Source organism: uncultured Microbulbifer sp. (assembly GCF_947504145.1).
GTDB lineage: Bacteria > Pseudomonadota > Gammaproteobacteria > Pseudomonadales > Cellvibrionaceae > Microbulbifer.
In genome coordinates this window covers 188652-214343 of the sequence record NZ_CANNGQ010000003.1, presented here as the reverse complement: position 1 = coordinate 214343, position 25692 = coordinate 188652, and the positions used below count along the sequence as shown (strand labels likewise).

19 protein-coding genes are annotated in these 25692 nt (G+C 57.9%); 14 read left to right on the top strand and 5 right to left on the bottom strand.

Annotated elements, in window-relative coordinates; all coding sequences use genetic code 11:
• Window positions 1–96: 96 nt before the first annotated feature.
• The 4 genes from Q1A74_RS11655 to Q1A74_RS11640 all read right to left on the bottom strand — a co-directional run bounded on the left by Q1A74_RS11655 (window position 97) and on the right by Q1A74_RS11640 (window position 8290).
• Window positions 97–2874, bottom strand: coding sequence for a TonB-dependent siderophore receptor (locus tag Q1A74_RS11655; protein ID WP_299595996.1), 2778 nt, complete (start codon window positions 2872–2874; stop codon window positions 97–99).
• Window positions 2875–3206: 332 nt separating this feature from the next.
• Window positions 3207–6119: a TonB-dependent receptor gene (locus Q1A74_RS11650; protein ID WP_299595994.1), complete on the bottom strand. Its 2913-nt coding sequence runs from the start codon at window positions 6117–6119 to the stop codon at window positions 3207–3209.
• A 121-nt stretch (window positions 6120–6240) separates the two neighbouring features.
• On the bottom strand, window positions 6241–7323 hold the full coding sequence (locus Q1A74_RS11645; RefSeq protein WP_299595992.1) for a FecR family protein: 1083 nt from the start codon (window positions 7321–7323) through the stop codon (window positions 6241–6243).
• A 439-nt stretch (window positions 7324–7762) separates the two neighbouring features.
• Complete coding sequence (locus Q1A74_RS11640; protein WP_299595990.1) at window positions 7763–8290, bottom strand: RNA polymerase sigma factor; 528 nt, start codon at window positions 8288–8290, stop codon at window positions 7763–7765.
• A 322-nt stretch (window positions 8291–8612) separates the two neighbouring features.
• Between Q1A74_RS11640 and dnaX the strand changes: the two genes are divergently transcribed.
• The 10 genes from dnaX (at window position 8613) to Q1A74_RS11590 (ending at window position 17430) form a co-directional block, all read left to right on the top strand.
• The gene (dnaX, locus tag Q1A74_RS11635) at window positions 8613–10685 is read left to right on the top strand and encodes a DNA polymerase III subunit gamma/tau (RefSeq protein ID WP_299595988.1); all 2073 of its coding nucleotides are present in this window, start codon (window positions 8613–8615) and stop codon (window positions 10683–10685) included.
• Window positions 10686–10764: 79 nt separating this feature from the next.
• On the top strand, window positions 10765–11112 hold the full coding sequence (locus tag Q1A74_RS11630; protein ID WP_367275400.1) for a YbaB/EbfC family nucleoid-associated protein: 348 nt from the start codon (window positions 10765–10767) through the stop codon (window positions 11110–11112).
• Between the two features lie 82 nt (window positions 11113–11194).
• Window positions 11195–11821 (top strand): recombination mediator RecR, encoded by a 627-nt coding sequence (recR, locus tag Q1A74_RS11625; RefSeq protein ID WP_299595983.1) that lies wholly within the window; start codon window positions 11195–11197, stop codon window positions 11819–11821.
• Window positions 11821–12975 carry a ribonuclease D gene (rnd, locus tag Q1A74_RS11620; RefSeq protein ID WP_299595980.1) on the top strand — a complete coding sequence of 385 codons (1155 nt, stop codon included), beginning with the start codon at window positions 11821–11823 and terminating at the stop codon, window positions 12973–12975. Before recR ends, rnd begins: the two co-directional genes overlap by 1 nt.
• Window positions 12976–12987: 12 nt before the next feature.
• On the top strand, window positions 12988–13293 hold the full coding sequence (locus tag Q1A74_RS11615; RefSeq protein ID WP_367275387.1) for a YcgL domain-containing protein: 306 nt from the start codon (window positions 12988–12990) through the stop codon (window positions 13291–13293).
• Window positions 13294–13303: 10 nt separating this feature from the next.
• Window positions 13304–13756 carry a YcgN family cysteine cluster protein gene (locus tag Q1A74_RS11610; protein ID WP_299595978.1) on the top strand — a complete coding sequence of 151 codons (453 nt, stop codon included), beginning with the start codon at window positions 13304–13306 and terminating at the stop codon, window positions 13754–13756.
• Window positions 13757–13816: 60 nt separating this feature from the next.
• On the top strand, window positions 13817–14179 hold the full coding sequence (locus Q1A74_RS11605) for a hypothetical protein (RefSeq protein ID WP_299595975.1): 363 nt from the start codon (window positions 13817–13819) through the stop codon (window positions 14177–14179).
• A gap of 294 nt (window positions 14180–14473) precedes the next feature.
• Window positions 14474–15154 (top strand): YEATS-associated helix-containing protein, encoded by a 681-nt coding sequence (locus Q1A74_RS11600; protein WP_078084697.1) that lies wholly within the window; start codon window positions 14474–14476, stop codon window positions 15152–15154.
• Between the two features lie 182 nt (window positions 15155–15336).
• The gene (locus tag Q1A74_RS11595; RefSeq protein WP_299595969.1) at window positions 15337–16182 is read left to right on the top strand and encodes a MoxR family ATPase; all 846 of its coding nucleotides are present in this window, start codon (window positions 15337–15339) and stop codon (window positions 16180–16182) included.
• Window positions 16183–16248: 66 nt separating this feature from the next.
• Window positions 16249–17430 carry a VWA domain-containing protein gene (locus tag Q1A74_RS11590; protein WP_299595967.1) on the top strand — a complete coding sequence of 394 codons (1182 nt, stop codon included), beginning with the start codon at window positions 16249–16251 and terminating at the stop codon, window positions 17428–17430.
• Between the two features lie 49 nt (window positions 17431–17479).
• On the opposite strand, the gene Q1A74_RS11585 is transcribed toward Q1A74_RS11590, so the two are convergent.
• Window positions 17480–18961 (bottom strand): peptide MFS transporter, encoded by a 1482-nt coding sequence (locus Q1A74_RS11585; protein ID WP_299595965.1) that lies wholly within the window; start codon window positions 18959–18961, stop codon window positions 17480–17482.
• Between the two features lie 259 nt (window positions 18962–19220).
• On the opposite strand from Q1A74_RS11585, the gene hrpA reads away from it, so the two are divergent.
• The 4 genes from hrpA (at window position 19221) to Q1A74_RS11565 (ending at window position 25538) form a co-directional block, all read left to right on the top strand.
• Complete coding sequence (gene hrpA / locus Q1A74_RS11580) at window positions 19221–23135, top strand: ATP-dependent RNA helicase HrpA (RefSeq protein WP_299595963.1); 3915 nt, start codon at window positions 19221–19223, stop codon at window positions 23133–23135.
• A 267-nt stretch (window positions 23136–23402) separates the two neighbouring features.
• Window positions 23403–23738, top strand: a complete 336-nt coding sequence (locus Q1A74_RS11575; protein ID WP_299595961.1) for a hypothetical protein — start codon at window positions 23403–23405, stop codon at window positions 23736–23738.
• Between the two features lie 113 nt (window positions 23739–23851).
• Window positions 23852–24727: a DUF692 domain-containing protein gene (locus Q1A74_RS11570; RefSeq protein WP_299595959.1), complete on the top strand. Its 876-nt coding sequence runs from the start codon at window positions 23852–23854 to the stop codon at window positions 24725–24727.
• Window positions 24717–25538: a DUF2063 domain-containing protein gene (locus Q1A74_RS11565; protein ID WP_299595957.1), complete on the top strand. Its 822-nt coding sequence runs from the start codon at window positions 24717–24719 to the stop codon at window positions 25536–25538. Before Q1A74_RS11570 ends, Q1A74_RS11565 begins: the two co-directional genes overlap by 11 nt.
• Window positions 25539–25692: the final 154 nt, after the last annotated feature.

Genomic DNA, 25692 nt, shown 5'->3' with positions numbered 1-25692 from the left:
GGGATCTTGTTGCAAGGCGTGTCGGTGGTGCGGGGATAAACGGGCGGGCAAAAAAAAGCCCCGCCAGTTGGCGGGGCTTGGAGAGGTCTGTTTAGTTTAGAACTGCAGCGTCACACTACCGTAGAAGAAGCGGCCGACGGTGTCGTAGCTTCTCATCAGGGTATTCATGTCATCGTTGTTGGTGACATAGGGAGGCTGTTGGTTCCACATATTGCGGATACCGCCTGTCAGAGTGATATTCTCCCAGCGGAAGTAGTTGAAGTTCACATCCTGATACCAGGTGGTATCGATATGGGTTGCCAGATCGCTGGGAGATGGGTCGAAGTCGTCGACTTCGCCGAGCATCCGCACGGTGGTGAAGGCGCTCCAGCAGTCGTACTCGTACCCCACGGTGCCGTAGAACTTCCACTCGGGGAAGGCGACGATAGCGGTGGTTACCGGGTCTGCGCCGAAGTAGCCGGCCAGGTCAATGGTGGGGTCGTCTGCGCTGCCGCGATATTTCCACTCGTGCAGGTAGGTAGCAGAGAGGTTTACGCTAACGATACCGGGGCCAGCATCCATGCTGTAGTCGAAGCCGAGGTCGACACCAGAAGTCTCAAAGGTGGCTACGTTCTGGCTGTTTAACAGCTGGCCGGCAATCGTGTTATCCGATTGACGGTAGGGGCTGCTGGATGATGGATTGGAGCCTACTGCTGCCGCACCCGTGATCAGGTTACACAGAGGTGAGCTGAATCCGGAGCTTTCGTAACAGCCTTGTACGATGGTGTTGGTGGTCAGCGTGCCGATGGCATCGTCGATATTGATGTTGAAATAATCGACGGTGAAGCCCATGTCATCGGTGAAGCTGGGGGTCCACACCACACCAAGGGTGTAGCTTTCGGACTTCTCTGCTTCCAGGTCCGGGTTGCCGCCAAACAAGCCTGTTGCCTGGGTGGAGGCGATGGTGGTGCCAGGGCCGATACCGTCAGCCATACAGTTTGCGATGACATTGGCGCTGTCGCCTGAACCGTACTCGTTACACGGATCGGCGTAGGTCTCTGCCGATACGGTCGGGGTCAGAAAGAGGTCGTCCAGGCCCGGTGCGCGGAAGCCTTCAGAATAGGTGCCGCGGAAGCGCAGTTCGTCGAGCGGTGCGTATTCCACTACGGCGCCAAAGGTGGTGTCGCTACCGATGGTGTTGTAGTCCGAATAACGGAATGACGCCTCGAAGGCCAAAATTTCGGCCCAGGGGCGACCTTCCAGGACAGGTACTCGAACCTCACCGTAGAACTCGTCCACGCTGTAGTTACCACCCCAGGCATCGCCATTCACGAAATAGATCTGACCGATCTCCGCTGCACCATCCGGCACAATCTCGGTACGTTCTGCGCGGTTTTCATAGCCTACCGCCCACGCCGGAGCTTCGCCGGTCAGTGCCCATTCGCCAAAGTCACCGACCAGGTTGGCCTGGAAGCTGCGCAGCGAAGAACGCTCAAGCGGTGAGTTGGTGACCAGTGCGTAGTTCTGCATTTCTGGTGTGAGCGTACCTTCTGAGAAGGGGTTCCAGGCGGTGACGCCGGTTGCGCCTACTGCCGCAGCACACTCTGGGTCCGCAGCACAGGCAACGGGATCCAGAAGGTTTTCAAAGCGCACGGTGTTACCGCGGCCTCGGTCAATTTGGGCATCTACCCAGCGGGCGTAGTTGTAGGAAAGGTCCCAGGTCCACTCATTACAGAACTCACCTTCAAGGCCGACAACACCGCGCCAGGTATTCAAGTCCTGGGTAAATGCACGGCCCCCGGTTTCTTCCAGGCGGCGCCCGATACTGACCGGTTCACCAATAGGGTTGTAGGGGTTGGTGGTGGGAACTACTGGTCCCCAGAAGGTACCCTCAGCGGCCATCAGCTGATCGGAGCGACGGTTTACAAATGAGAGTTCGCTGAAGGCCCGCACATCGGTCACGTCTTTCCAGTCGTAGAGCTCATAGCTCCCGTATCCGTAAATGGACGCGACTTCCTGTGGCGTTGCCAGGTAGCTTGCTGTTGCGAAATTGTAGGCGTCGGTGGCGGCATTGAAGTCGCGTACCACACCGGTATTCGGATCAACGATTAACTGTTGATCGGTATCTGCAGTTGGAGAAAAGCGTGCAGGCGTCGTGGTAGAGCTACCGCCACAAACTACATTGCCGGCAATTTCCCGCAGCGGACATTCGGAGAATCTGCGATCCCCCTGCCAGATGTCTTGGCGCTTGGTGTACTGCGCGTTCAACATCACATGACCTTTGTCATTACCTGTACCAATGGTCATGGCAGCGAGGTATTCGTCACCATCGCCATGTGTAGAGGCGCCGTAGTCGAAGGTGAGTTCTGCACCTTCGAAGCCTTTTTTGGTGATGATGTTGATAACCCCGGCGATAGCATCGGAACCGTAAATGGTCGACGCGCCGTCGCGCAGAATTTCTACCCGCTCGATGATCGAGGTTGGGATGGTGTTCAGGTCAACTACACCCGTGGCGCCGCCGGAAGAACTGAGGCGGCGTCCGTTCATGAGGATGAGTGTGCGCGACGAGCCGAGACCGCGCAGGGATACCGTAGCGAGACCGCCACTGCCGTTGTTGACGGATGAGCCCAGCTGGCCACCAGTCATGGATGGGATATTTTGCAGAAAGTCTTCCAGGGTGGTCTGGCCTGACTGTTCCAGTTGTGCTGCATCAAAAACGCTGATCGGTGTGGCGCTATTGGCGTCCGTCGCACGCTGAATGCGAGAACCGGTTACAACAATTTCCTCAACCTGCGCCTGTGCATCCTGAGCAATAGAAATGGTAGAAAAGCTGGATGTAACGGCGGCAGCTGCTATCGCGCCTTTGATTGCCCGAGAAAGACGGGTTCTGTCCATGGTATACCTCTCCTGATACCGGTGATGTTCGCCGAATATGGCCATGCCCTCCCTGACAACTACACACTTCTATCAACAGAGGCTTGCTATCAACCCTAGAACAATTTTTCCTTGTTCAAGGTTATTCGTGAATGAAATTGCGCCTTTGGTTCATTTGTGCCAATTGTGGCGTCAAAAAAGGAGGGAAAAACGAACAGCGTGTGCGCTGGTTTTTATTTTGGGGGAATAAACCACGGCCGCAGGGGGGCGGTCAGCAATCAGGATAGAGGGGAAAATACAAAGTTGTGAAAATACTGGCAGCGTTTGCTTCACGTCTTGTTTCGGAGCGTGCTCTACATGGAGAAACTGAAAGTGGTGTACCAGTAGCGGCCGGTCAGATCGTAGGTGCGGGCATCGAAGTTGTCATTAAATGCCGAGGCGGCAAAGGGCGGGGCTTCGTCGAGCAGGTTGTCGATACCAATGGCAAAGCGGAACCCGACGGGTACGCCGTAGGCGACTTGTAAATCGTGTGTGGACCAGCTGTCGATTTTGCGGGTCACGAACTCGTCGCTGAGGGTGAAATCTTCCTGCAGGTCGCTGACGTAGTGAATGGTGTATCCACCTTCCCAGCGGCCGCGTTGCCAGTATACGCCCGTGTTGGCTTTCCATTCCGGCAGCGAGCCGGCGCCGCCACTGGCCGAGTCGACAAAAGTGCCGGAGAGGTCTTCGATGGGGCTGCCCGGCGCCAGCTGGTTCAGGTAGCTGGCCATATGGCTGCTGTTCATGGACCAGCGGATCAAACCGAGTTCCCTGGACTGGTGTTGATAGCGCAGACTCGCATCTACCCCGCGTACTTCCCGCGCACCGATATTGAGGCGCGTGGCAATTACGCGGGTAATATCGCCTTTGTCATCGCGCTCCACGCGATCGCCAAACAGGTTGTTTATGGCGTTTTGATTGATCAGATACTGGGGGCTGGTATCGATGACGTCGTTCTGGCGAATTTCGAACAAGTCCAGGCTGGCGTGGAAGCCGGTATAGTCACCCGGTGTCCACACCACGCCGATGGAGCGGTTGTCGGAGGTTTCCGGTTGAAGATCCGGGTTCCCACCAAATTCCGTTAAATACTGAATGCGTGCCTGATCCGCGCGGCCATTACACCCGGGCAGAGATGCGGCATTGCTATTGGTGCAGGGGTCGAAAAGAAATTCCTGGCTTTGATGGCCGCTCTGGTTCATATCTACCAGCGTGGGTGCTTTGAAGCCGGTTGCGTAACTGGCGCGCACGAGCAGTGAAGGCGTGGGTCGCCAGCGCAATGCCATTTTGGGGTTGGCTGTGTTACCAAAGTCACTGTAATCCGAGTAGCGCACGGCGCCATCCAGCCACAGGGAATCCGCTTTCAACGGTACGGAAATCTCACCGAATGCCTCGCCAATCAATCGCTCCCCCTGCGCGGAGCCGGAGGCGATGCCGCCGATCAGGGAGAGGCCATCGGCGTCGGTGGAGGTGAAGTCGATCGCTTCGCGGCGGATCTCCACACCTGCCGCGGCGAGGATATCGCCGGCATGGTTCTCTCCCAGAGGGCCGTTGGCGATGTAGGTTAGTGAGGCCATACGGCTGGCGCCGTCCACACGGTTTTCGCCGCGGATGTAATCCAGTTGCTCCCGGTCGATACTGCCGGGTGCGCCAAGTAGATTCACCGGAGTACAGTTTGTTTCTGCGTTACAGATGTCGGCACCTTTCAGGCCGGCGGACAGGCGGTTTGGGTCGATCAGATTGGCGAGTCGCTCTTTGGCGCGGGTGTAATGGGCGGCAGCGGTAAGCTCCCATTGCCAGTCGTCCACAAGCCCTTTCAGGCCGGAGTTGAACCGCCAGGTGTTCGTATTGTTGTATTGAACGCGCGGGCCGAGTTCGAGTACGCGTTTGCGTACGTCGGTGATTTCTTCTCCAAACGGGTTGTAAATCTGGTCTGCAGAGATGCGTAGGTCGCCGTTATCGAAACGGGTGAAAACCGGCGTGGCGGCCATGGTGGATTCGGAGCGTGTGCGCACGGCCATCAATTCGGCGAAGGTCTCCACGGAGTCACTGACGCTCTGGTTGCCGGCGATGTACAGGGACTGCCGCTCTGAAGGCACCAGTGCGGAGGTGTGTTCCCGGAAGTTGTACAGATCTTCCGGGGTCCAGCCCTGGATGCCGTCAGTGGTGCTGGTTACAACCCGGTCGGACAGCGCAATATACCCTTGGGGGGACGCGGACGAGCGCAAGTCGGTGCCGCCGCGTGCGCGGTTGTCCGCGGACGAGGAAAGGTCGCGGTCGCGGCTGAAAATTTCGCCCTGCTGGTAGTGGGCCAGACTGAACATCAGGTGGCGCTCATCGTCGCCCGCCCCCCAGGTAATGCTGTGGGAGCTCGTCTGCTGGTCGCCGCGCTCTGCCTGGCCGTAGTAACTGTTGACCGAAAGACCATCGAAATCCCGGCGCAGGATAATGTTGACTACCCCGGCGATGGCATCGGAGCCGTACACTGCCGAGGCACCATCTTTCAGTACTTCAATCCGGTCGACGGCAGACAGGGGAATGGTGTTCAGGTCTGCGGCTTCGCCGCCGAAACCGTTGTTGACGATGCGGCGTCCGTTGATCAGCACCAGGGTGTTGCTGGCGGGTAGGCCGCGCAGCGTCACCGTGGCGGTACCGTTGCCACCGTTGGTGACCGAGGTGCTGGTAGAGTTGCCGGACACCGCAGGCAGGAATTTCAGCAGTTCGGAGATGGTCTGGGCGCCGGTGATTTCAAGCTCCGGCTGGGCAAGTACGTCAATTGGCGCATAGCTGTCCAGCTTCAGGTGGCGCAGGTGGCTACCGGTGAGGCTGCGTCCGGTTACGGTGACTTCTTCTGCCGGGAGCAGGGGGGGCTCAGAGTTGTCCCCGTCGCTGGCGCTTTCGCTACGGGCCACAATGGCGATGGCATTGGTGCCCGTGTGGGTAAAGGTTAGCGCCGTTTTTTCAAGTAACTGATGCAGCGCGGGCGCAATACTGCCATCGGGGGTCTCGAGTGTCTGATCGGGGACGTATATAGAGGAGGCGCTTTTGTCCTGGACTACCAGAGACACCCGGCATTGGCGGCCGAGGGTGATAAGTGCGCGGGAGAGCGGGCCGGTGGAGATCGGAACCCCGGATTTCGGGCAGGTCGCAGCGGCACTCTGTGTGAGTGCCAGCAAGCCAGTCAATGACAGTGCTGCCCAGTGCCGAAAGTTCAATTCTGCTGATCCCACCTGCGCACCCGGTACGATCAGCAACCGGGTACAGCAGTTAATTCTGTTTAGTATTGTGGTTTGAGTGATCGGCAAGCTTTTGGCTAAAAAAAGAACGATCACCCAAGGCAGGTTTTATATCTTAGTTAGGCTTGGGTGACAAGAGAGTCAGGTTGGGATCGCTCTGATCCTGCTCGAGATCCAGTGCGGTGGCGATGGCGGCCAGGGTGTTTTCCGGGTCGGTCAACTCGAAAGTGCCAGACAGAGTCTGGTCGCTGACGCCGGGTGCCGCCGCTGCCGGTACCTTGAGGTAGCGGTTGAGCTCTTCGAGTGCTTCGTCGAGCGGGGTCTCTTCAAAAACCAGCTGCCCTTGAGTCCAGTCCAGCGCTTCCTCTGCCGATGTGCGGCCCACATCGGAAAGCCCGCTTCTGGAAACGCTGACTTTCTGGTTGCGGGTCAGCTTGATGGACTCTGGCTGAAGGCCACTGGCAGTGCGCGCTTCGCTTACTGCTACGGTACCGCCGGTCACGGATACGCGCGTGTTCGCCGGGTTGCGCTCTACGTTGAACTGGGTCCCCAGAACGCGAATGTTTGCGCTGCCGGCGGCTACGGTAAACGGGCGCGAGGTCTGGCGGGCTACGTCGAAGTAGGCCTCACCGCGCAGCAGCTGGGTGCGGCGCTCTTCCCGGCTGAAATTGACGATCAGCTCGGAGTTGGTGTTCAGTTTTACGTCGGAGCCGTCGGGCAGGGCGACAGTGCGGGTCTCGCCCACAGCCGTGGTGTACATCTGCTGCTGCACCGGGGCCTGCTGTAGCCACTGGTTGCCGATCCACAGGGCAATACCCAGGCAGGCGGCAACGGCGCTACCACCCATCAGCCACTGGGGCAGATTCCAGTTGCTATTGTCGGCCGTGGTGGCGTGCGCAGGGCGAGCGCTGCTGGAAGATTTGGTGGGAGCGGAGCCGGTATTTGCGCGATGATCCGCGCTGGGTACGCTTTCTGGATACAGTTCATCCAGAGGTAGATGAGACAGTACGCCGAGGTCGCCCCAGAGTTCGGCCATTTCGTCAAAGGCCTGGCGATTAAAGGTAGATTCCGCGATCCATGCGGCAAAAGCGCGGCGGTCAGCGGAGCTGATCGCGTCAGAACGCAGGCGTGCAATCCAGGCGCATGCCTGGTCCAGCCTGTCTTCTGTGGGTACGTCTTGTACTTCCTGAGGGTTCACCGCACTAATACCTTGTTTTCCAATAACCTGTTAACTGCCTGTCAGAGCTGTCATTTGCTGGATTGGCGCCTCTCGGTGCTCTCCATTACTGCCGATATTATCTGGCATTCCGCTGCCGCTTGCACCAATATGGTGCTACCGGGCGGCGTTCAAATCAACTTCACTGTCTTCCTGTGCAATCTTTGCGACAAATCGACGCAAAATTTAGCACATATTTTCTGCGGAATCCGCCTTTTATCGCCCGGATACCGCTGCTCATAAGTAAGACGAACATTGGTCCCGCCCCCTCAAACATTTTTGACAATGTTTGCTGCAAGGCGGTGCACCAGGGGCGGTACGTGCGCCAAACTTGTTCGGGTCGGCATTTGGTGGGCGGTCGTGGGCAGGCGCTCCTACGGATGTAAGACGCGCTGGATACTTGGTGGGATGCGCGGAAGCCCTATAAGTTTCCGACTTTCTTCCGGCAGGCCTTCAGAGCCTGGAGAATGTATTTCTCCACGCTGCTGACGGAAATGTTCATTTCCTGGGCGATTTCCGAGTAGGAGAGTCCGCGGCTGCGGTGCAACAGGAAGGCCTGGCGGCACTTGAGCGGCAGGTTGTCCATGGCTTCATGAATGGCCTGCAGCTGCTGCCGGGCGGCGAGCACCCGCTCGGGAGATTGGTGAAAGGCGTGGTCGTCGTCGGTGGCCGTGGCGCCCTCAGCAGGCATCTGCTGATTGACGTACTCCAGATGCAGCTTGCCGCGGCGCAGTTGGTCTACTGCCAGGTTGTTGGCGATCTGAAACAGGTAGGCACGGGGGTTTTCGAGGTCTTTCTCGTCACTGAGCTTCTGCAGGCGCAGATAGGCGTGCTGGGCAATATCTTCGGCGTCTTCGGTGCTGCGCACGATGCGTGTAATAAAACGCACCAGTGCCTGGCCGTGGTCGGCAAACAGCTTCTCCAGAAGTGTCTTCCGGGCTCTATTCATCAGTCAGCGGGATCCCCGTACAGCGCTCAATATGATTGTTGTTGTGATTGCGTTGTTGTTCTGGGTGCTGGTGGACAGCACCGACAAGTTATAACACAGGCACACAGCAATCGACGAGTGGTCGTTTTGACACGATGAAATGACCAGATCGGGCAGATGGTTACCCCCTTTAGGTATCTCGTCGCCAATTTGGGTCGGTAAGTGGGCCGTTGGCGGGTCACTATTCCTACGCGATGATGCCGGTATAATGGCCGGCTTCTTGTATGCCGGTATCGGCATACAACCTTCCTATAAACATGGCACCGGCAGGTGCGGAGAGCGAATGAGTTATCAAGTACTGGCGCGCAAATGGCGGCCACGACTGTTCCGGGAGATGGTGGGGCAGGAGCACGTGCTGCAGGCCCTGATCAACGCCCTGGATAACAATCGCCTGCACCACGCCTACCTGTTTGCCGGTACCCGGGGGGTCGGCAAGACCACCATCGCGCGGATCCTGGCCAAGTGCCTGAACTGCGAAACCGGCGTCAGCTCGGAGCCCTGTGGCCAGTGTTCGGTGTGTACGGAAATCGCCGATGGTCGCTTTGTCGACCTGATCGAAGTGGATGCGGCGTCTCGCACCAAGGTGGAAGATACCCGCGAGCTGCTGGAAAATGTCCAGTACGCGCCCACAAGGGGCCGCTACAAGGTGTACCTGATCGATGAGGTGCACATGCTTTCCAACAGCTCTTTCAACGCTCTGTTGAAGACGCTGGAAGAGCCGCCGCCGCACGTCAAATTCCTGCTTGCCACCACCGATCCGCAGAAGCTGCCGGTCACGGTGTTGTCCCGCTGCCTGCAGTTCAACCTCAAAAATATGACCCCGGAGCGGGTGGTGGACCACCTGCGCTTTGTGCTGGAAAAAGAGCTGGTACCGTTTGAAGAGGCGGCGCTCTGGCACCTGGGGCGCGCGGCGGATGGCAGTATGCGCGATGCCATGAGCCTGACCGATCAGGCCATCGCCTTCGGCGGCGGTAAGATCAGTGAGGGCGAAGTGCGGGCCATGCTCGGCACGCTCGACAGCACCCTGGTGTGGAAGCTGATTCAGGCATTGGCCGAAGAAAACCCGGCGGCATTGTTTGCCGCGGTGGATGAGCTTTCGCAGCAGGCGCCGGACTACAGTGCAGCACTGGCAGAGCTTGCGGCCATTCTGCACCGGGTCGCTATCGCCCAGGTATTGCCGGAGGCTATCGATAACGCCCTCGGGGATGCCGAACTGTTGCAACGCCATGCGGCCTCCATGGCCGGGGAAAACGTCCAGCTGTTCTACCAGATGGCCCTGCTGGCCCGTCGCGACCTGCCTCTGGCGCCAGACCCCCGCGGAGGCTTTGAGATGGCGCTGCTGCGCATGCTGGCATTCAAACCCCAGGGGGTCGCGAATATTCCCACGGCGAGGCTGTCTGGCGCTGGTCAGGCGGGAGGGGAGCAGGACTCTTCTCAAGCGTCGCCCACGCCAGAGACTCAGGCGACCCAGTCACCGGTTGCACAAGCCCCGGTTTCAGAGCAGCCGCAGTCGCCCCGTCAGCAAGTGCCCGCCACGCCTGCTTCTGTAGAGCCTGCGCAAGCCGAGCCGGTACCGACCCAGGCATCAGCCCAGCCCCCGGTAGACGATGCGCCGCCCTGGTCCGAAGATCCGACTCCCCAGGTGTCGACACAGGCCCCGGTGCAGACTCAGGAGAGTCACGAAAAAAAGTCCGTCGCTGAGCCTGCGCCACAGCACGCTGTGGCAGGCTCGTCAGTGCCGGCGCCGCAACAGGAAGCCGCTGCAGCGCAGCCTGCCACTCCCGCTGAGCCAGCGGCACAGGCGTCGGCTCCAGCAGCCGACGACCGCGCAGCCCTGCGTGAGCAATTGCGCCAACAGGTTGCACAGGTGGAGGCGACACCAAGCCAGGCATTCCAGCCCGCAGCACCAGCGGTGCCGGCGCAACCTGTGGAAAAAGAAACCCCGGCAGTACCCGCCGCACGTCTGGATGCGTTATCGCCCGGCAGTTGGCCGGCGATGTATCCACAGGTGGGGGTGACCGGTATCCTGCACTCCATTGCGTCGCACCTGGAGTTTCTGGGACGGCAGGACAATATACTGTCTTTTACTCTGGATCAGTCCTTCAGCAGTCTGTACGACGAGGGGCACCAGCGCCGATTGGGAGATGTACTCGGAGACTTTTTTGGTCAGCCGGTCACTGTGCAGATCCAGGTTGGCGAAGTTCACGGCGGCACGCCGGCCAGGCTGATTGCGGCTACCAAAGAAGCCCGGCAACTGTCTGCGCGGGATGCGCTGAACAGCGATCCGGTAGTGCAGGAGTTACAGTCCGAACTGGGCGCGCAACTGGTTCCGGAATCGGTCGAGTATCTCGGCTGACCCGGACCTGCACTGGTCCGATCGTGCGCAGTGCGCGCTGACAACTGAAGAATCTATTGATTGAACGGTGAATTCCATGATGAAAGGTATGGGCGATTTGATGCAGCAGGCCCAGAAGATGCAGGCCGACATGCAGGAACGCATGGAAAAAATGCAGAAAGAGCTGACCGAGCTGCGCGTCACCGGTGAGTCCGGTGCCGGCATGATCAAGGTCACCATGAATGGCCGCCACGATGTGGTGGATGTGAATATCGACCAGAGCCTGCTCGGTGAGGATAAAGAAATGCTGGAAGACTTGCTGGCGGCCGCGGTGAACGACACCGTGCGGCGGGTAGAAGAGGCCAGCCAGAAATTGCAGAAAGAACAGATGGGCGGCCTCGCTTCCGGAATGAACCTGCCGGAAGGCTTCAAGTTTCCTTTCGGTTGATATCGGCTCAGCCCCTGAATTTTCGGGCCCGTTGAGGGCCCTTTTTCTTTTTTTAATTTGTTAGAGCTGTCGAACACACACTATGTTCAGCCCCCTGATTGAAGACCTGATCCGCGCCCTGCGCTGCCTTCCCGGTGTCGGCCCCAAGTCCGCCCAGCGTATGGCCATGTACCTGCTGGAAAAAGACCGCGACGCCGCGGGCCTGCTTGCCAGCTCCCTGCAGCAGGCAGTGGAAAAGGTCGGCCGCTGCAGCCGCTGCCGCACCCTGACGGAAGAGGCGGTCTGCTCCCTGTGCAAAAACACTCGCCGCGATCACACGCTGCTGTGTGTGGTGGAAACCCCGGCGGATGTACTTGCCATCGAGCAGGCGGGTAATTATCACGGGCTCTACTTTGTGTTGCATGGCCACCTGTCACCAATCGACGGCGTTGGCCCCGCGGATATCGGCCTGGATCTGCTCGGTGAACGCCTGGCAGGCAGTGGCGATGAAAGTGAAAGCGGTGCTGAACATAGCGGCATCACCGAATTGATTGTCGCCACCAATCCCACCGTGGAAGGTGAGGCAACCGCACAGTTTATTGCCGAACGCGCCCGTGCCAAAGGGGTGTCGGTCAGCCGCATCGCCCACGGTGTGCCCATCGGTGGAGAGCTGGAATATATCGACGGCGGCACCCTGGCGCACGCCTTCAACAGCCGCACGGTACTGTAATGGCAGATCAGAAAATAAACTCCCCAATTGTCGAAAAGCAGCTGGTAGATACCACGCCGGTCTGGATCGACAGCAGCGAACAGCTGAAAGAACTATGTGAGCGTCTGCGCACTCAGGCCGCTGTTGCCCTGGATACCGAATTCATGCGCAGTCGGACGTTTTATCCGCTCCCGGCGCTGGTGCAGCTGGGCGACGGCAAGCGCTGCTATCTGGTGGACAACCTGGCGATTGAAGACCTCGAACCGCTGCGCGCGCTGCTGCTGGATACCAGCGTGGTGAAAATCATGCACAGTTGCAGTGAAGATCTGGAGACACTGGACCGCCTGCTGGGCGCCGTACCAGCGCCGATCTTCGATACCCAGATTGCCGTCGCGATTACCGGCATCGGCGCCGGTCTCGGCTATGCGGCTACGGTCAGCCAGCTGCTGCAGATTGACCTCCCTAAGAGTGAGACTCGCTCGGACTGGCTGCAGCGCCCGCTGAGTGACTCGCAAAAAAATTACGCCGCACTGGACGTAGCCTGGTTGCCGCTGGTGTACGCCATGCTGCTTAAAAAGCTGCGGGAACAGGGCCGCCTGGAGTGGTTGCAGGAAGACTGCAGTGCGATTGTCGATGTGGCCAACACACCGGATGCGCCGGAACTGTATTACCGAAAGGTGAAAGGTGCCTGGCGCCTGCGGCCCAACCAGCTTGCGGTACTGCAGGACCTGTGTGCCTGGCGCGAATACGAGGCGCGCGCACGGAATATGCCGCGCAACCACCTGCTGAAAGAAAATGTCTGTATGAGCCTCGCCCAGGCTATGCCCAAATATATGGCGACCCTTTCACAGCCGGGGCTTGAGGGGAAAACTCTGCGCAAATACGGTGAAACCCTTTTGGAAATCATCACCCGCGCCAGCGAGCGTAGTGATCCGCCACAACGTCTGCCGCAGCCGCTGAATCGTGAGCAGGGTGAAGTGTTGAAGCTGCTGCGCCAGAAGGTCAATGCACTGGCGGAAGCGGCGGGCATGCCACCGGAAATTCTGGTGCGAAAAAAAGAACTGGAGCAGCTGCTGCAGGCGGACAAACCCGAGCTGGAAGGCCGCCTGACCGGTTGGCGCCGCGCCATTGTTGGCGACCCTTTGATTGAAGAGCTGGCTGTGCTCAACAAGTGAATCGAGACGTAAATGATGAAGCTCTTGTGTGATATTTACCGCAGCCCGCGGGAAAACGAAATGTACCTGTATGTAGAAAAACAGCAGGGGGCTGGTGGCTTGTCAGGGCGTGTGCCAGAAAAACTGCTGGAATTGTTCGGCAAGCCGGTGCATGTGACCACCATGTTATTGACGGCCGAACGCAAACTCGCGCGCGCCGATGTGGAAAAGGTCATGCACACCGTGCAGGATCAAGGCTACTATCTGCAGATGCCGCCGGTGGTGGACGATGAGATGCGGGCAATTGCCGCGCAGAACAGCAAGCTACCCCGGGGCTGAGCGGATAATCGTGGTCAGCCAACGGCCTTTCTGGCAACGCAAAACCCTGGCGGAAATGACTGCAGCCGAGTGGGAATCGCTCTGCGACGGCTGCGGGCGCTGTTGCCTGCACCGCCTGGAAGAGGAAGAATCGGGCGAGGTTTTTACCACCTGTGTTTCCTGTAAATTGCTGGATACCCACAGCTGCCGCTGCAGCGACTACCCGAATCGCAAACAGCAGGTACCAGATTGTATCCAGCTGACGCCGGAAGATGCCGCGGGTTTTGACTGGCTGCCCGCCACCTGTGCTTACCGGATTCTGGCCCACGGCGGGCAATTACCGGAGTGGCATCCGCTGGTGACTGGCGACCCGGAATCGGTGCATCGCGCGGGTATCTCCGTGCAGAATAAAGTGGTCCGCGAAACGGAAGTGGACCCGGAAGATTACGAGGATTACATCGTCACCTGGGTGGGTGACGATTGACTTCAGTGTATTGACGGCCTGCTGCCGTTCAACGAGAGCAATACAAAAGCGAACTAAAATATGGCAGAAGAATTCAAAATTGCCTGGGCGATTTACGTCGGAGGTGTGGTCGTATTACTGGCTGCGGGCTGGTGGTTTATGCGTAACTGGAGCTGGTCCTGGGTGCGCAATCTCCTCTTGCTGGAGGCGGCCACCGTCTTGCTGGTGCCGGCGCGGGGTGTCGCCGATGGCCCTCTGACCCCAGTGCTGCCACTGTTCGTTTACCAGACTGTGTTTGAAGAAGAGGGCGCGACACCGGAGGTGGCCGCAAGCCTGGTATTTGCGGCTGCGGGCGCCTTTGCGGTGATGTTGATTGTGGGCATCGTCATCCTGATGATGCGCCGTCGCAAAGATCGCCCCATGACCGAGAGTGACCAGTACTGATAGTCCATATCTTCGAATCTGCGCCAGTGCTTTGTATAGAGAGCAACTGGCGCCACTTCCTTTCCCCGGCGGTTGTCTGCCGCCTCCGATCATCGCGCTAACTGCTATATCTAATAGAGCCCGCAGCAATCTCTTCCGCTGGTGGAGTTTTCGTCACTGCGGCGCCGAATGGCTCTTACGCCAGGACGCACCCGGACACGGCCTGGAAGCCGAAGAAAAACGCACAAAATGTTGTACTAAATTACGGTACCAAACGGCGCAGCGCCTGCCGTGCATGGAATAAAAGGGACAGGGATGCTCGATCACCTGCTAATACTGACCGCGGTCATGCTGGTCTCCGGTATCCTCGGCGGCCTGGTAAATTACTATCAGATGCTGTTTACCGAGGAAGATCCCGCGGGTCTCGCCCGCTGTTTGATCATGGGGCTGTGCGGCGCTTTGATGGTGCCGATCTTTCTCAAGTTCACCCAGAGCGACCTGCTGATTGAAATTCAGGGGGATCCGTCTCGTCTGCTGATCTTCACCGGCTACTGCCTGCTCGCCGCCATCGCTTCGCGTATGTTCGTGTTCAATGCGGCCCGCCGACAGTTGCGGGATGCCAGTATCGCGCGGGCGCGGGTGGAAAACCTGGAGCAGGAAATCCGTGCGATGCAGCTGGAGATGATGCCGCTGCTGGAGCATGAAATCGAAGGGGACCCGGATCAGGGGCCTACCCTGGACTTCAATCAAATCCGCAAACTGGACGACAACGCCCTGCATGTCTTGAGCCTGCTCAACAACGGCGATTGTGTGTTCCGCTCCCTCGCCGGCATGGTGCAGGAGGGCAATATGGAAACCAACTCTGTGGCCCGCGCCCTCAACAGCCTGCTGGTGCTGGAGATGGTGGGCAAGATCCACAGCCATCTGGGTATCCGCTGGTATATCACCGACAAGGGCCGCCAGGTAGTGCGCCGCCGCCGCGCACAGGTCGCCTGATTCTCACTGAGTCGCCTCCGTTTTCTTCCTTACCGGCAGTTTGTGACTGCCGATTCTTTTTGGGTCGCAATCTTGCCGGATGCGGCCGCTGCCGTCATTTAATCTGACCGTTTACGCCTTGGGCGCCCCTTTGTGCTTCCTTTACCATGGGTATTTATCGTGTACAGACATTCGGAGCGGCCATGAAATTCACTGGAACCGACAGTTACGTCGCCACAGACGACCTGCAGATGGCGGTAGACGCCGCAGTTACCCTGCAGCGCCCGCTGCTGATCAAAGGCGAGCCGGGTACCGGCAAAACACTTCTGGCAGAAGAGGTGGCCAGCAGCCTGGGCCTGAAACTGATCCAGTGGCACATCAAATCCACCACCAAAGCGCAGCAGGGCCTCTACGAGTACGACGCCGTATCGCGCCTGCGGGATTCCCAATTGGGGGTGGACCGGGTGCACGATATCGGCAACTACATTAAAAAGGGCAAGCTGTGGGAGGCCTTCGACGCCGACGAGCGGGTGGTGCTGCTGATCGATGAGATCGATAAGGCCGATATCGAATTTCCCAACGACCTGCTGGTGGAAATCGATCGTATGCAGTTTTATGTATACGAAACCGGCGAGACCATCACCGCCAGACAGCGCCCGATTGTGATCATCACATCCAACAATGAGAAAGAACTACCGGACGCCTTTTTGCGCCGCTGCTTCTTCCATTACATCAGTTTCCCGGACCGCGCGACCATGCAGAAAATCGTGGATGTGCACTATCCGGATATCAAGAACACTTTGGTTGCCGAGGCGATGGATATTTTCTTCCAGATCCGCGATGTGCCTGGATTGAAGAAAAAGCCTTCCACATCAGAGCTTATCGACTGGCTGAAGTTGTTGATGGCGGACGATATCTCTGAAGACGTTCTGAAAAACCGCGATGCCACCTCGGCAATTCCGCCCTTGTATGGCGCGTTGCTCAAGAACGAACAGGATGTGCACATGCTGGAACGTCTCGCATTTATGGCGCGCCGTGAAAATCGCTGAATTAGCGCTGCGTTGGAGCCTGCCCTGCAGGTTCTAACTGGTACTTACAACCTCCCGGAAAACCCAATGCTTATCGGATTTTTCCTTAATCTCCGCCGCTACGACCTCCCGGTTTCCATAACCGAGCTCCTCTCGTTGCTGGAAGCTCTGCAGCAGCGCCTGGTCTACGCCAACCTGGACGAGTTTTACTTTCTCGCCCGCACCTGCATGGTGAAGGACGAAAAGCACTTCGACAAATTCGACCGCGCCTTCGCCGCCTACTTCAAAGACCTGGAAACCCTGGACGATATTCTCGAACAGATGATCCCGGAAGACTGGCTGCGCGCGGAGTTTATGAAGCAGCTGAGCGAGGAGGAGAAAGCGAAGATCGAGTCCATGGGTGGACTGGAAAAAATGCTCGAGGAGTTCAAGAAACGCCTTGAAGAGCAGAAGAAAAAACACAGTGGCGGCAACAAGTGGATCGGTACTGGTGGCACCAGTCCGTTTGGCAACAGCGGCTATCACCCCGGTGGTATTCGCGTGGGTGGACAAAGCCGCAACAGGTCGGCGTCAAAAGTGTGGGAGAAACGCCAGTTCCGCAACCTGGATGACAGCGTCAGCCTCGGCACCCGCAATATCCAGGTCGCGCTGCGCAAACTGCGTAAGTTCGCCCGCACCGGTGCAGCCGAGGAGCTCGACCTCGAGAACACCATCCGCTCCACCGCCCGCAACGCCGGCCTGCTGGATATCAAAATGGTGCCCGAGCGCCACAATGCGGTGAAGGTACTGATCTTTTTCGACGTCGGTGGCTCCATGGACCCGTACGTCAAGCAGTGCGAAGAACTCTTCTCCGCGTGCCGCAGTGAATTCAAGCACCTGGAATATTTTTACTTTCACAACTTCGTGTACGAACACGTGTGGAAAGACAATCAACGCCGATATTCCGAAGCGACGTCACTGGTGGAAGTTCTGCGCACCTACGGCAAAGACTACAAAGTGATTTTTATCGGCGATGCCTCTATGGCGCCCTACGAAATTACCAGCCGCTTCGGCAGTGTCGAACATATGAACGAAGAACCCGGCGCGGCCTGGATGCAGCGAGTTACCAATACCTACGAAAAGCTTGTGTGGCTAAACCCTACTTCTGAGGAGTACTGGCAATACACTTCTAGCATTGCCATGACCCAGAGGCTCGTCGACGGACATATGTATCCCATGACGATTGAGGGGTTGGATAAGGCGATTGCGTATTTAGTGAAGGGTCGCTGAGTTTCCTTCCTGATTCGAAGTGTAGGACTGCGATGCGAGGGCGCAGAGGCTACTCCCCAAACTTCCGCTTGGGCGCCACGTCGTGATCCGCGGTGATACTGATTTCTTCTTTGGTGGTGTCTTTGATGACGGTGTGGTCTTCTTCTGCACCGTGCATCCAGTCCACCAGCTTCTCGCGAATAAAAAATAGTACCAGCCCGGCAATAATCGCTGCCGCGGCAACCCCACCAAAAGTCGCTATGGGACCCGATTCACCCACCAGTTTGCCAATCTCCGCCGCACCCTTATTGGCCACACCGATAAATGCAAACCACAAACCCATCATCACACTCAGATAGCGCAGCGGCGCCAGCTTGGTGACCATCGATAAACCGATGGGCGATAGGCACAGCTCGCCAATGGTGTGGAAAATATACGCCACCACCAGCCACCAGGGGCTCGCCTTCGCCGTCTCCGAATCGCCAATTTGCATCGCCGCGCCGACCATGGACAGGAAACCCAGGCCGAGGAAAATAAGACCCAGGCTGAACTTTCCAGGTGACGTCGGTTCCCGTGAACCAAGTCCCACCCAGATACTCGCTACAATCGGTGCAAGAATAATGATGAACAGCGGGTTCACCATCTGCAGCCAGCTGGCCGGAATCTCGAAGCCGAAAATGTGGAGGTCAGTGTTGTACTTCGCGAACAGGTTCATGGAGCCCGCGGCCTGTTCGAAACCGGCCCAGAAAATCACGGTAAACAGCCCGAGGATCAGGATCACCTTGATCCGGTCGCGCTCCTCTACCGTCAGCGGGCGTTTTTTCTCGTCGCTACTCAGATTCGGTTTCAGCCCAAGCTTGGCCGATGGCTGATTGCCGATCTCACCGAGCAACTTGTCCGACTTTGTGGCTTGCAGGATCAGGCCAAGCAGCATTCCCAGGCCAGCCACAAAAAATGCCAGCTGGTAATCCACCTTCTCACCGATCCAGCCGATTACCAAATAGCCGAGAATCGACCCGAGGTTGATCCCCATGTAGAAAATGGTAAACGCTGTATCCCGGCGCTTGTCACCTTCTTCGTAGAGGTCGCCCACCATGGTGGATATGTTCGGTTTGAAAAAACCATTGCCGATGATCATCAGGGTGAGGCCCAGCCAAAGCCCGTAGATCTCGGTACCGTCCGGTAGCCATTTGTGCGGGAAACCCAGGGCAAATTGCCCCAGCATCATCAGCACCCCGCCAAACATGATGCAGCGCCGTTGGCCCCACTTGTTGTCGGCCATCCAGCCACCAATGATCGGCGTCAGGTATACCAGCATGGCGTAGGTGCCCAGATAGCTGAGCGCCTTGGATTGCAGTTCGGTATCGGAAAGCGCATCCCAACCGAACGCCGCGGCCGCCGCGGTGGAGGTGAGGTAGAACACAAAGATACCGCGCATGCCGTAATAGCTCAGGCGCTCCCACATCTCGGTCCCGAACAGCAGGTACAGCCCCTTGGGGTGCCCCATCATCTCGCCGGCGGAGGCTGGGGGTTTTGGCTTGAGATCTTGCATGGGCGCTCCTGAACATCTTCGCGCTTGGGGGTTGCGGGCTCGCGGTGGCAAGCACGGCTCAATCGTGGCTTTAGGCTGAAAATTTGTTGCGCACGGGGCTCAACTTGAGGGTTGTAATGTGCGCCAATGACCTGAGTATAGATCAGGCTTGCTGTCTGAGTGCGGCGCCCGCAAGTGTAGGCGCAGACCCCGGTGGTCCCCAGCAGGTATAATCGCCGGTTTGCTACTTTCCCCTGAAGAGCTCTGAATAAGCAGTCATATGAGTCGAGAATCCACCCCGCCCAATCTGCAGCCGTATCAGCAGTTGCTCCCCCAGTGTATGGGGCGCGACCGCTTGGAGTTGCAGCGCACCCTCCAGAACGCCAGGCGTCGGCTGAAAGAGGGTAAGCCTGCGGACAAGATGGTTGCCCAGCTGGAAACCCGCGTGGCGGCTTCCGTGGCCCTGGCAGAAGCGCGTCGGCAGAAGCTGCCGAAGGTGGAATGGCCGGAAGGGCTGCCGGTGGTAGCGCGGCGGGAAGAAATTGCGGAGGTGATAGCGGCCAACCAGGTGGTAGTGGTGGCGGGGGAGACCGGCTCGGGCAAGACTACCCAGTTGCCGAAAGTCTGCCTGGAGCTGGGACGCGGGATCTTTGGCCAGATCGGCCACACCCAGCCGCGGCGGATCGCCGCGCGTACGGTCGCCAACCGGATTGCGGAAGAGCTGGGCCAGTCTCTTGGCGATTCTGTGGGCTACCAGGTGCGCTTTACCGACCAGAGTACCGAACACACCCATATCAAGCTGATGACGGACGGTATCCTGCTGGCGGAAATCCAGCGGGACCCGCTGCTCAACCACTACGACACGCTGATTATCGATGAGGCCCACGAGCGCAGCCTCAATATCGATTTTCTGCTCGGCTACCTGAAAACCCTGCTGCCGAAGCGCCCGGATCTGAAGCTGATCATCACCTCCGCTACCATCGACCTGGAGAAGTTTTCAAAGCATTTTGACGATGCCCCCATCATTGAAGTCTCCGGCCGCACCTACCCGGTGGATATCCACTATCGCCCGCCGGCAGACAGTGATGCCGACCTGAATGAGCAGATCGTCGGTGCGGTAGAAGAGCTGCTGTACGAAGAAAAATCCTCACCCCGTCGCGGCGGTGACATTCTGGTGTTTATGAGTGGTGAGCGGGAAATCCGCGAGTGCGCCAAGGCGCTGCGGGATGCCAATCTGCCCCATCTCGACGTGCTGCCACTGTATGCGCGCCTCAGCCTTGCCGAGCAGAGCCGGGTATTTGCCGCCCATAAAGGGCGCAGGGTCGTGCTCGCAACCAACGTGGCGGAAACTTCTATTACCGTACCCGGGATTCGCTATGTGATTGACCCGGGTACGGCGCGCATCAGCCGCTACAGCTACCGCAGCAAAATCCAGCGCTTGCCAGTCGAGGCCATCTCCCAGGCCAGCGCCAACCAGCGCGCTGGTCGCTGTGGCCGGGTCAGCGCCGGTGTGTGTATTCGCTTGTATGAAGAGAGCGATTTTATCCAGCGCGGGGAATTTACCGATGCGGAAATCCTGCGCACCAATCTGGCGGCGGTAATTTTACAGATGTTGCAGCTGCGCATCGGTGATATTCGCGATTTTCCGTTTGTGGATCCGCCGGATCAGCGTCTGATCAACGATGGCTATAACCTGCTACAGGAACTGAAAGCGGTTGACGGAAAAGGCCAGGTCACCAAGCTGGGCCGCGCATTATCGCGTTTGCCACTGGACCCGCGTCTGGGACGTATGTTGATGGAGTCCGGGCCTGCCGGCAGCCTGCGCGAACTGTTGATCATCGTCAGCGCGCTGGCTGTTCAGGACCCACGTGAGCGGCCTGCAGAAAAGCGTCAGGCCTCAGACGAAAAGCACAGGCAGTGGCAACACGAGCAGTCCGACTTTATGAGCCTGGTCAACTTGTGGGACGGGTTTGAGGCTCAGCGCCAGGAGCTGAGTCAGAACCAGCTGCGCAAATGGTGCCAGAAAAACTTTCTTTCCTGGCAGCGGCTGCGCGAGTGGCGAGATATTCACCACCAGCTGCGTCTGGCAATCCGCGGCTTAAATGAAGCCGGGAGCGACCTGAAGCTGAACCGGGAGCCGGCGCTTTACGCGAATGTGCACAAGGCGATTCTGCCCGGGTTGCTGGACAATATTGGCGCGCGGGATGAAAACAAAGAGTTCCTCGGCTGCCGCAACCGCCGCTTCCATATCTTTCCCGGCTCCGGCCAGTACAAGAAGCCGCCGCGCTGGGTGGTAGCGGCACAGCTGCTGGAAACCAGCCGTCTGTTCGCGCATACCGTGGGGAAAATCGAGCCGGACTGGGTTCTGGAATGCGCCGATCACCTGGTCAAGCGCAATTATTTTGAGCCGCATTACAACCCGCGCTCCGGTGCCGTGATGGCCTTTGAGAAGGTCACCCTGTACGGCCTGGTTCTGGTGGAAAAGCAGCGTATCCACTTCGGCAAGCTGGACCCGGTTGTCGCGCGCGAGGTATTTATTCGCGAGGCTTTGGTTGAGCAGCGCTATCGTGGCAAGGGTAAATTTATCCGACACTACAAAGCGTTGCTGGAAGAACTCGAAGACCTGGAAGCCAAGTCCCGCCGCCGGGATATCCTGGTGGACGACGAAGTGGTGTACCGCTTCTTCGACGAGCGGGTACCGCCTGACGTAGTCAACCTGGCCGGCTTTGAAAAGTGGCGCAAACAGGTGGAGCAGAAAGATCCTGAGTTACTGTTTTTGCCCCGTGACCTGATGATGCAGCAGGACGCGGACCATGTGGGCGAGGCGCAGTTTCCGGATTCCCTGACCAGTGGCGGCATTGAATACCCGCTCAGCTACCACTTCGAGCCCGGCAGTATCGAGGACGGTGTCAGCATTCAGGTGCCCGTAGGCGCTTTGCACCAGGTACCCGCCGCGCGCCTGCAATGGGTGGTGCCGGGAATCCTGCGGGACAAGTGTATTGCGCTGATCAAAAACCTGCCCAAACAGTACCGAAAGTACTTTGTACCAGTGCCCGCGGCGGTAGATAAGGCGTTGCCGCGACTGCAGCCAGGCAGTACTCCCCTGTGGCAGGCGCTCGCCCACGAACTGAAGCGTCAGACCGCGCAGGAGTTACCGGAGGATGCCTGGCTGCAGGCAGAGCAGGGCGTTGAAGATTTCTACCGGTTTAATATCCAGGTGCTGGACGAAAAAGGCCAGCTGCTGGATCAGGGGCGGGACCTGGAAACACTTCAGGCCCGCTATCGCGACCGGGTACAGCAGGAGCTGGCCAGTGCCGGTGACGACTTCGAGCGCGAAGGTATTACCGAGTGGGACTTCGGTGGTTTGCCGGAAACTTACCAGCTGGATCAAGGTGGGCTCAAGGTGCGTGCTTACCCGGCCCTGATCGCCAGTAAGGATAGTGTTGCACTCAAACTACTGGATAACCCGGAAGAAGCAAAGCGCGTTACCCGCGCCGGTATCTGCCGCCTCGCCATCCTGCATTTATCCGAACCGGTAAAATACCTGCGCAAGGAATTGCTGAAAGGCAAAGAGCTCGGCCTGAGTGCTGCAGACCTGGGGCGACGGGAAGACGTAGCGGACGATATTCTGATGGCGGCAGTGCGGGAATGTTTCTGGACCGATGAAAGCTGGCCCCGCACCCAGGCAGACTTTCTCAGCGCGCTGGAACAGCGGGACAGACTGATCGCCACAGCGCAGGAAATTGCTGATCTGCTGGTAAAAGCGCTGTCGCAACTGGTGCCGCTGCGCAAACAGATCAAACAGCAGAAAAATCTGGCCGTGGCCATGGCGGTAGGGGATATCAATCGCCAGTTGAGCGGGCTCTTCTACCGTGGTGTGCTGTTCCAGGTTCCGCTTGAAATGTTGCGTCAGTACGGCCGCTACCTGAAAGGCATCGAGGTGCGGCTGGAGAAGGCCGCCCTCGATCCAAATCGAGATCGCCGCCTCACTGCCGAGTTCCAGGAAGCGGAAGAACCCTATCAGGCGCTCGCGAGTAAGAGTGATCTCATTTTGATGGCGGGCGATCCCCGGCTGGTGGAATACCGCTGGATGCTGGAGGAATTCCGCGTTTCCCTGTTCGCGCAGACACTGAAAACCCAGATGCCGGTATCGATCAAGCGCTTGCGCAAGTTCTGGGCAGATCTTGGCTACTGATCTCACCGGACTCAAGCGACCTCAGCCTCTTTCGGACCTGGTTCACGCTTTGGGCTGCGACAGTTGAACCCGATTTCTGAACCGCTGGTCGAACTTTGAAGGCAACTCGGTTCCGGGGCACTATAATCCGGGAACGGCGGTTTTCGCGCCCGGCGTGGTAAATGACGCCAGGGGGCGTGAAGTGAACGGCCTCTCAGTATCCTTTTAGTGACTTTTGGTACCCTTGAGTGAGTACCCGCATCTGAAACTTCCAATAGGAGCTTGAATATGAACAAGAAAAATCTGCCGATCGCAGCCGCTGTCGGTGCTGCTTTTATCGCGTCTGCTGCCATGAGCACTTCAGCAACCGCCAACCCTTTTACCGCTACCGAACTGACTGCCGGCTACAACCTGAAAATGGCGGATGACGGCAAGAAGAAAGAAGGTAAGTGCGGTGAAGGCAAATGTGGTGAGGGCAAGAAAAAAGAGGGTAAATGCGGCGAAGGCAAGTGCGGAGAAGGCAAGAAAAAAGAAGGTAAGTGCGGCGAAGGTAAATGTGGCGAAGGCAAAAAGGAAGGCAAGAAAAAAGAAGGTAAATGTGGCGAGGGCAAATGCGGCGGTTAATCAACCGCTAGCGTAGATTCCTCCAAACAGCCCGGCCCAGTGCCGGGTTGTTGCTGTCCCCCTGGACAAAACACCTGTTCACGGGGGCAAACAACATAAGCCGGGCTCCCACCATGCGCACATCCAATCACTATCCCGTTCACGGCGCTGGCCTCGGCTTGAGGCGGTCCATGATGGGCGAAACATTGACCGTCGATCAGGTCGATTTCCTCGAAGTCGCGCCGGAAAACTGGATTGGTGTGGGCGGGCGCTACGGCCGCTGGTTTCGCGAATTTACCGAGCGTTTTCCCTTCGTGATTCACGGTCTGTCATTATCTATCGGTGCACCAGCCCCGCTGGATGAGGATTTGGTGCGGGCCATCAAGCAGTTTATCCGCGATCACAATATTCGCTGTTACAGTGAACACCTGAGTTACTGTTCTGATCAGGGACACCTGTACGATCTGCTTCCCATCCCCTTTACCGAAGAAGCGGTGCACTATGTGGCCGGCCGAATCCGGCGAGTGCAGGATATTCTGGAGCAGCGTATCGCCATGGAGAATGTCTCCTATTACGCGGCACCCGGGCAGGAAATGTCGGAACTGGAATTCCTTAAGGCTGTGCTAGAGGAGGCGGATTGCGATCTGCTCCTGGATGTCAACAATATCTACGTTAACGCCATCAACCACCGTTATGATGCGGAATCCTTCCTGATGGGTTTGCCCGGGAAGCGCATCCGTTACGCTCACGTGGCGGGTCATTTCGATGAGGCAGACGATCTCAAGGTGGATACCCACGGCGCGCCGGTAATTGACCCGGTGTGGCAATTGCTACAGCGTGCGTATGAGGTTTTCGGGCCCATCCCCACATTGCTGGAAAGAGACTTCAACATTCCGCCACTGCTGGAATTGTGCGAAGAGGTCGAGCGTATTCGTGCTTATCAGACGTCCGCCGGGAGTCGAGGTCAGGGCGAGCAGCCCCTTCGGGCGGAGGTGATGCATGGCCGTTGATCAGCGCGAGAAAAACGAAAAATATCAGGCCGGTTTTCAGCTAATGCAGGGGTATTTCGCGGCACACCTGAGAGCACCACAAGCGGTAGTGGCGCCAGCGGGCATCGAAGAGCGCCGTATGGGCATCTATCGCGACCTGATTTACAACAATATTGAATCCTTTATCGCCGGTGGCTTCCCGGTACTGCGCAGTATTTTTGACAACGAGCGCTGGCATGCCATGGTGCGCGATTTTGTGCACCGCCATCAGTCTCACAGCCCGTACTTCCTGCAGATTAGCGAAGAGTTCCTGCAGTACCTGCAGACTGAGCGGGGGGAATTTACGGAGAGCGAGCAGGATCCGCCATATATGCTGGAGCTTGCCCACTACGAGTGGGTGGAACTGGCACTGGATGTGAGCGAAGAGGAATTTCCCACTGGACTGGCGGAGACCTACACCGATAGGCAGGTGTTGGAGCTTTCGCCAGTTGCCTCGCCTTTGGCGTGGAATCTCAGCTACCAGTTTCCGGTGCATCATATTGGTCCGGCGTTTCAGCCTGTCGATCCACCGCAAACGCCCACATTTCTGGTTGTATACCGCAATCGCGCTGATACAGTCGCGTTCCTGGAGGCCAATGCGGTCACTTCGCACCTGTTGTCCCTGGTTCAGTCTCAACGGGAAAACGGGGCGGCTACCGGGCGAGAACTACTGGAGACGCTCGCTGCAGATATACAGCATCCTCAGCCGGAACAAGTTGTGGAGTTTGGCGGCGATATTCTGCGAAAGCTTCACAGCTTGGATATTCTCGCCGGCTTCAGGTCTTCTATTTAAACCCTTATAAAACCTGTCAGCGTTCTTGGCCAAACTGCCAGCTGCTATGCTGGCTAAGCGGCCAGTGGTAATATCGCGCAAACGGAAACAGACTCTGGTTTGAATCATCGAAACTACCTTACATGCTTGTATGGCGCACCTGTGCTGCACGCTT

Coding starts and splice junctions, on each gene's coding strand:
- Q1A74_RS11655 (WP_299595996.1), bottom strand. CDS start 2,874: ATGGACAGAACCCGTCTTTCTCGGGCAATCAAAGGCGCGATAGCAGCT.
- Q1A74_RS11640 (WP_299595990.1), bottom strand. CDS start 8,290: ATGAATAGAGCCCGGAAGACACTTCTGGAGAAGCTGTTTGCCGACCAC.
- dnaX (WP_299595988.1), top strand. CDS start 8,613: ATGAGTTATCAAGTACTGGCGCGCAAATGGCGGCCACGACTGTTCCGG.
- Q1A74_RS11630 (WP_367275400.1), top strand. CDS start 10,765: ATGAAAGGTATGGGCGATTTGATGCAGCAGGCCCAGAAGATGCAGGCC.
- recR (WP_299595983.1), top strand. CDS start 11,195: ATGTTCAGCCCCCTGATTGAAGACCTGATCCGCGCCCTGCGCTGCCTT.
- rnd (WP_299595980.1), top strand. CDS start 11,821: ATGGCAGATCAGAAAATAAACTCCCCAATTGTCGAAAAGCAGCTGGTA.
- Q1A74_RS11615 (WP_367275387.1), top strand. CDS start 12,988: ATGATGAAGCTCTTGTGTGATATTTACCGCAGCCCGCGGGAAAACGAA.
- Q1A74_RS11605 (WP_299595975.1), top strand. CDS start 13,817: ATGGCAGAAGAATTCAAAATTGCCTGGGCGATTTACGTCGGAGGTGTG.
- Q1A74_RS11600 (WP_078084697.1), top strand. CDS start 14,474: ATGCTCGATCACCTGCTAATACTGACCGCGGTCATGCTGGTCTCCGGT.
- Q1A74_RS11595 (WP_299595969.1), top strand. CDS start 15,337: ATGAAATTCACTGGAACCGACAGTTACGTCGCCACAGACGACCTGCAG.
- Q1A74_RS11590 (WP_299595967.1), top strand. CDS start 16,249: ATGCTTATCGGATTTTTCCTTAATCTCCGCCGCTACGACCTCCCGGTT.
- Q1A74_RS11585 (WP_299595965.1), bottom strand. CDS start 18,961: ATGCAAGATCTCAAGCCAAAACCCCCAGCCTCCGCCGGCGAGATGATG.
- hrpA (WP_299595963.1), top strand. CDS start 19,221: ATGAGTCGAGAATCCACCCCGCCCAATCTGCAGCCGTATCAGCAGTTG.
- Q1A74_RS11575 (WP_299595961.1), top strand. CDS start 23,403: ATGAACAAGAAAAATCTGCCGATCGCAGCCGCTGTCGGTGCTGCTTTT.
- Q1A74_RS11570 (WP_299595959.1), top strand. CDS start 23,852: ATGCGCACATCCAATCACTATCCCGTTCACGGCGCTGGCCTCGGCTTG.
- Q1A74_RS11565 (WP_299595957.1), top strand. CDS start 24,717: ATGGCCGTTGATCAGCGCGAGAAAAACGAAAAATATCAGGCCGGTTTT.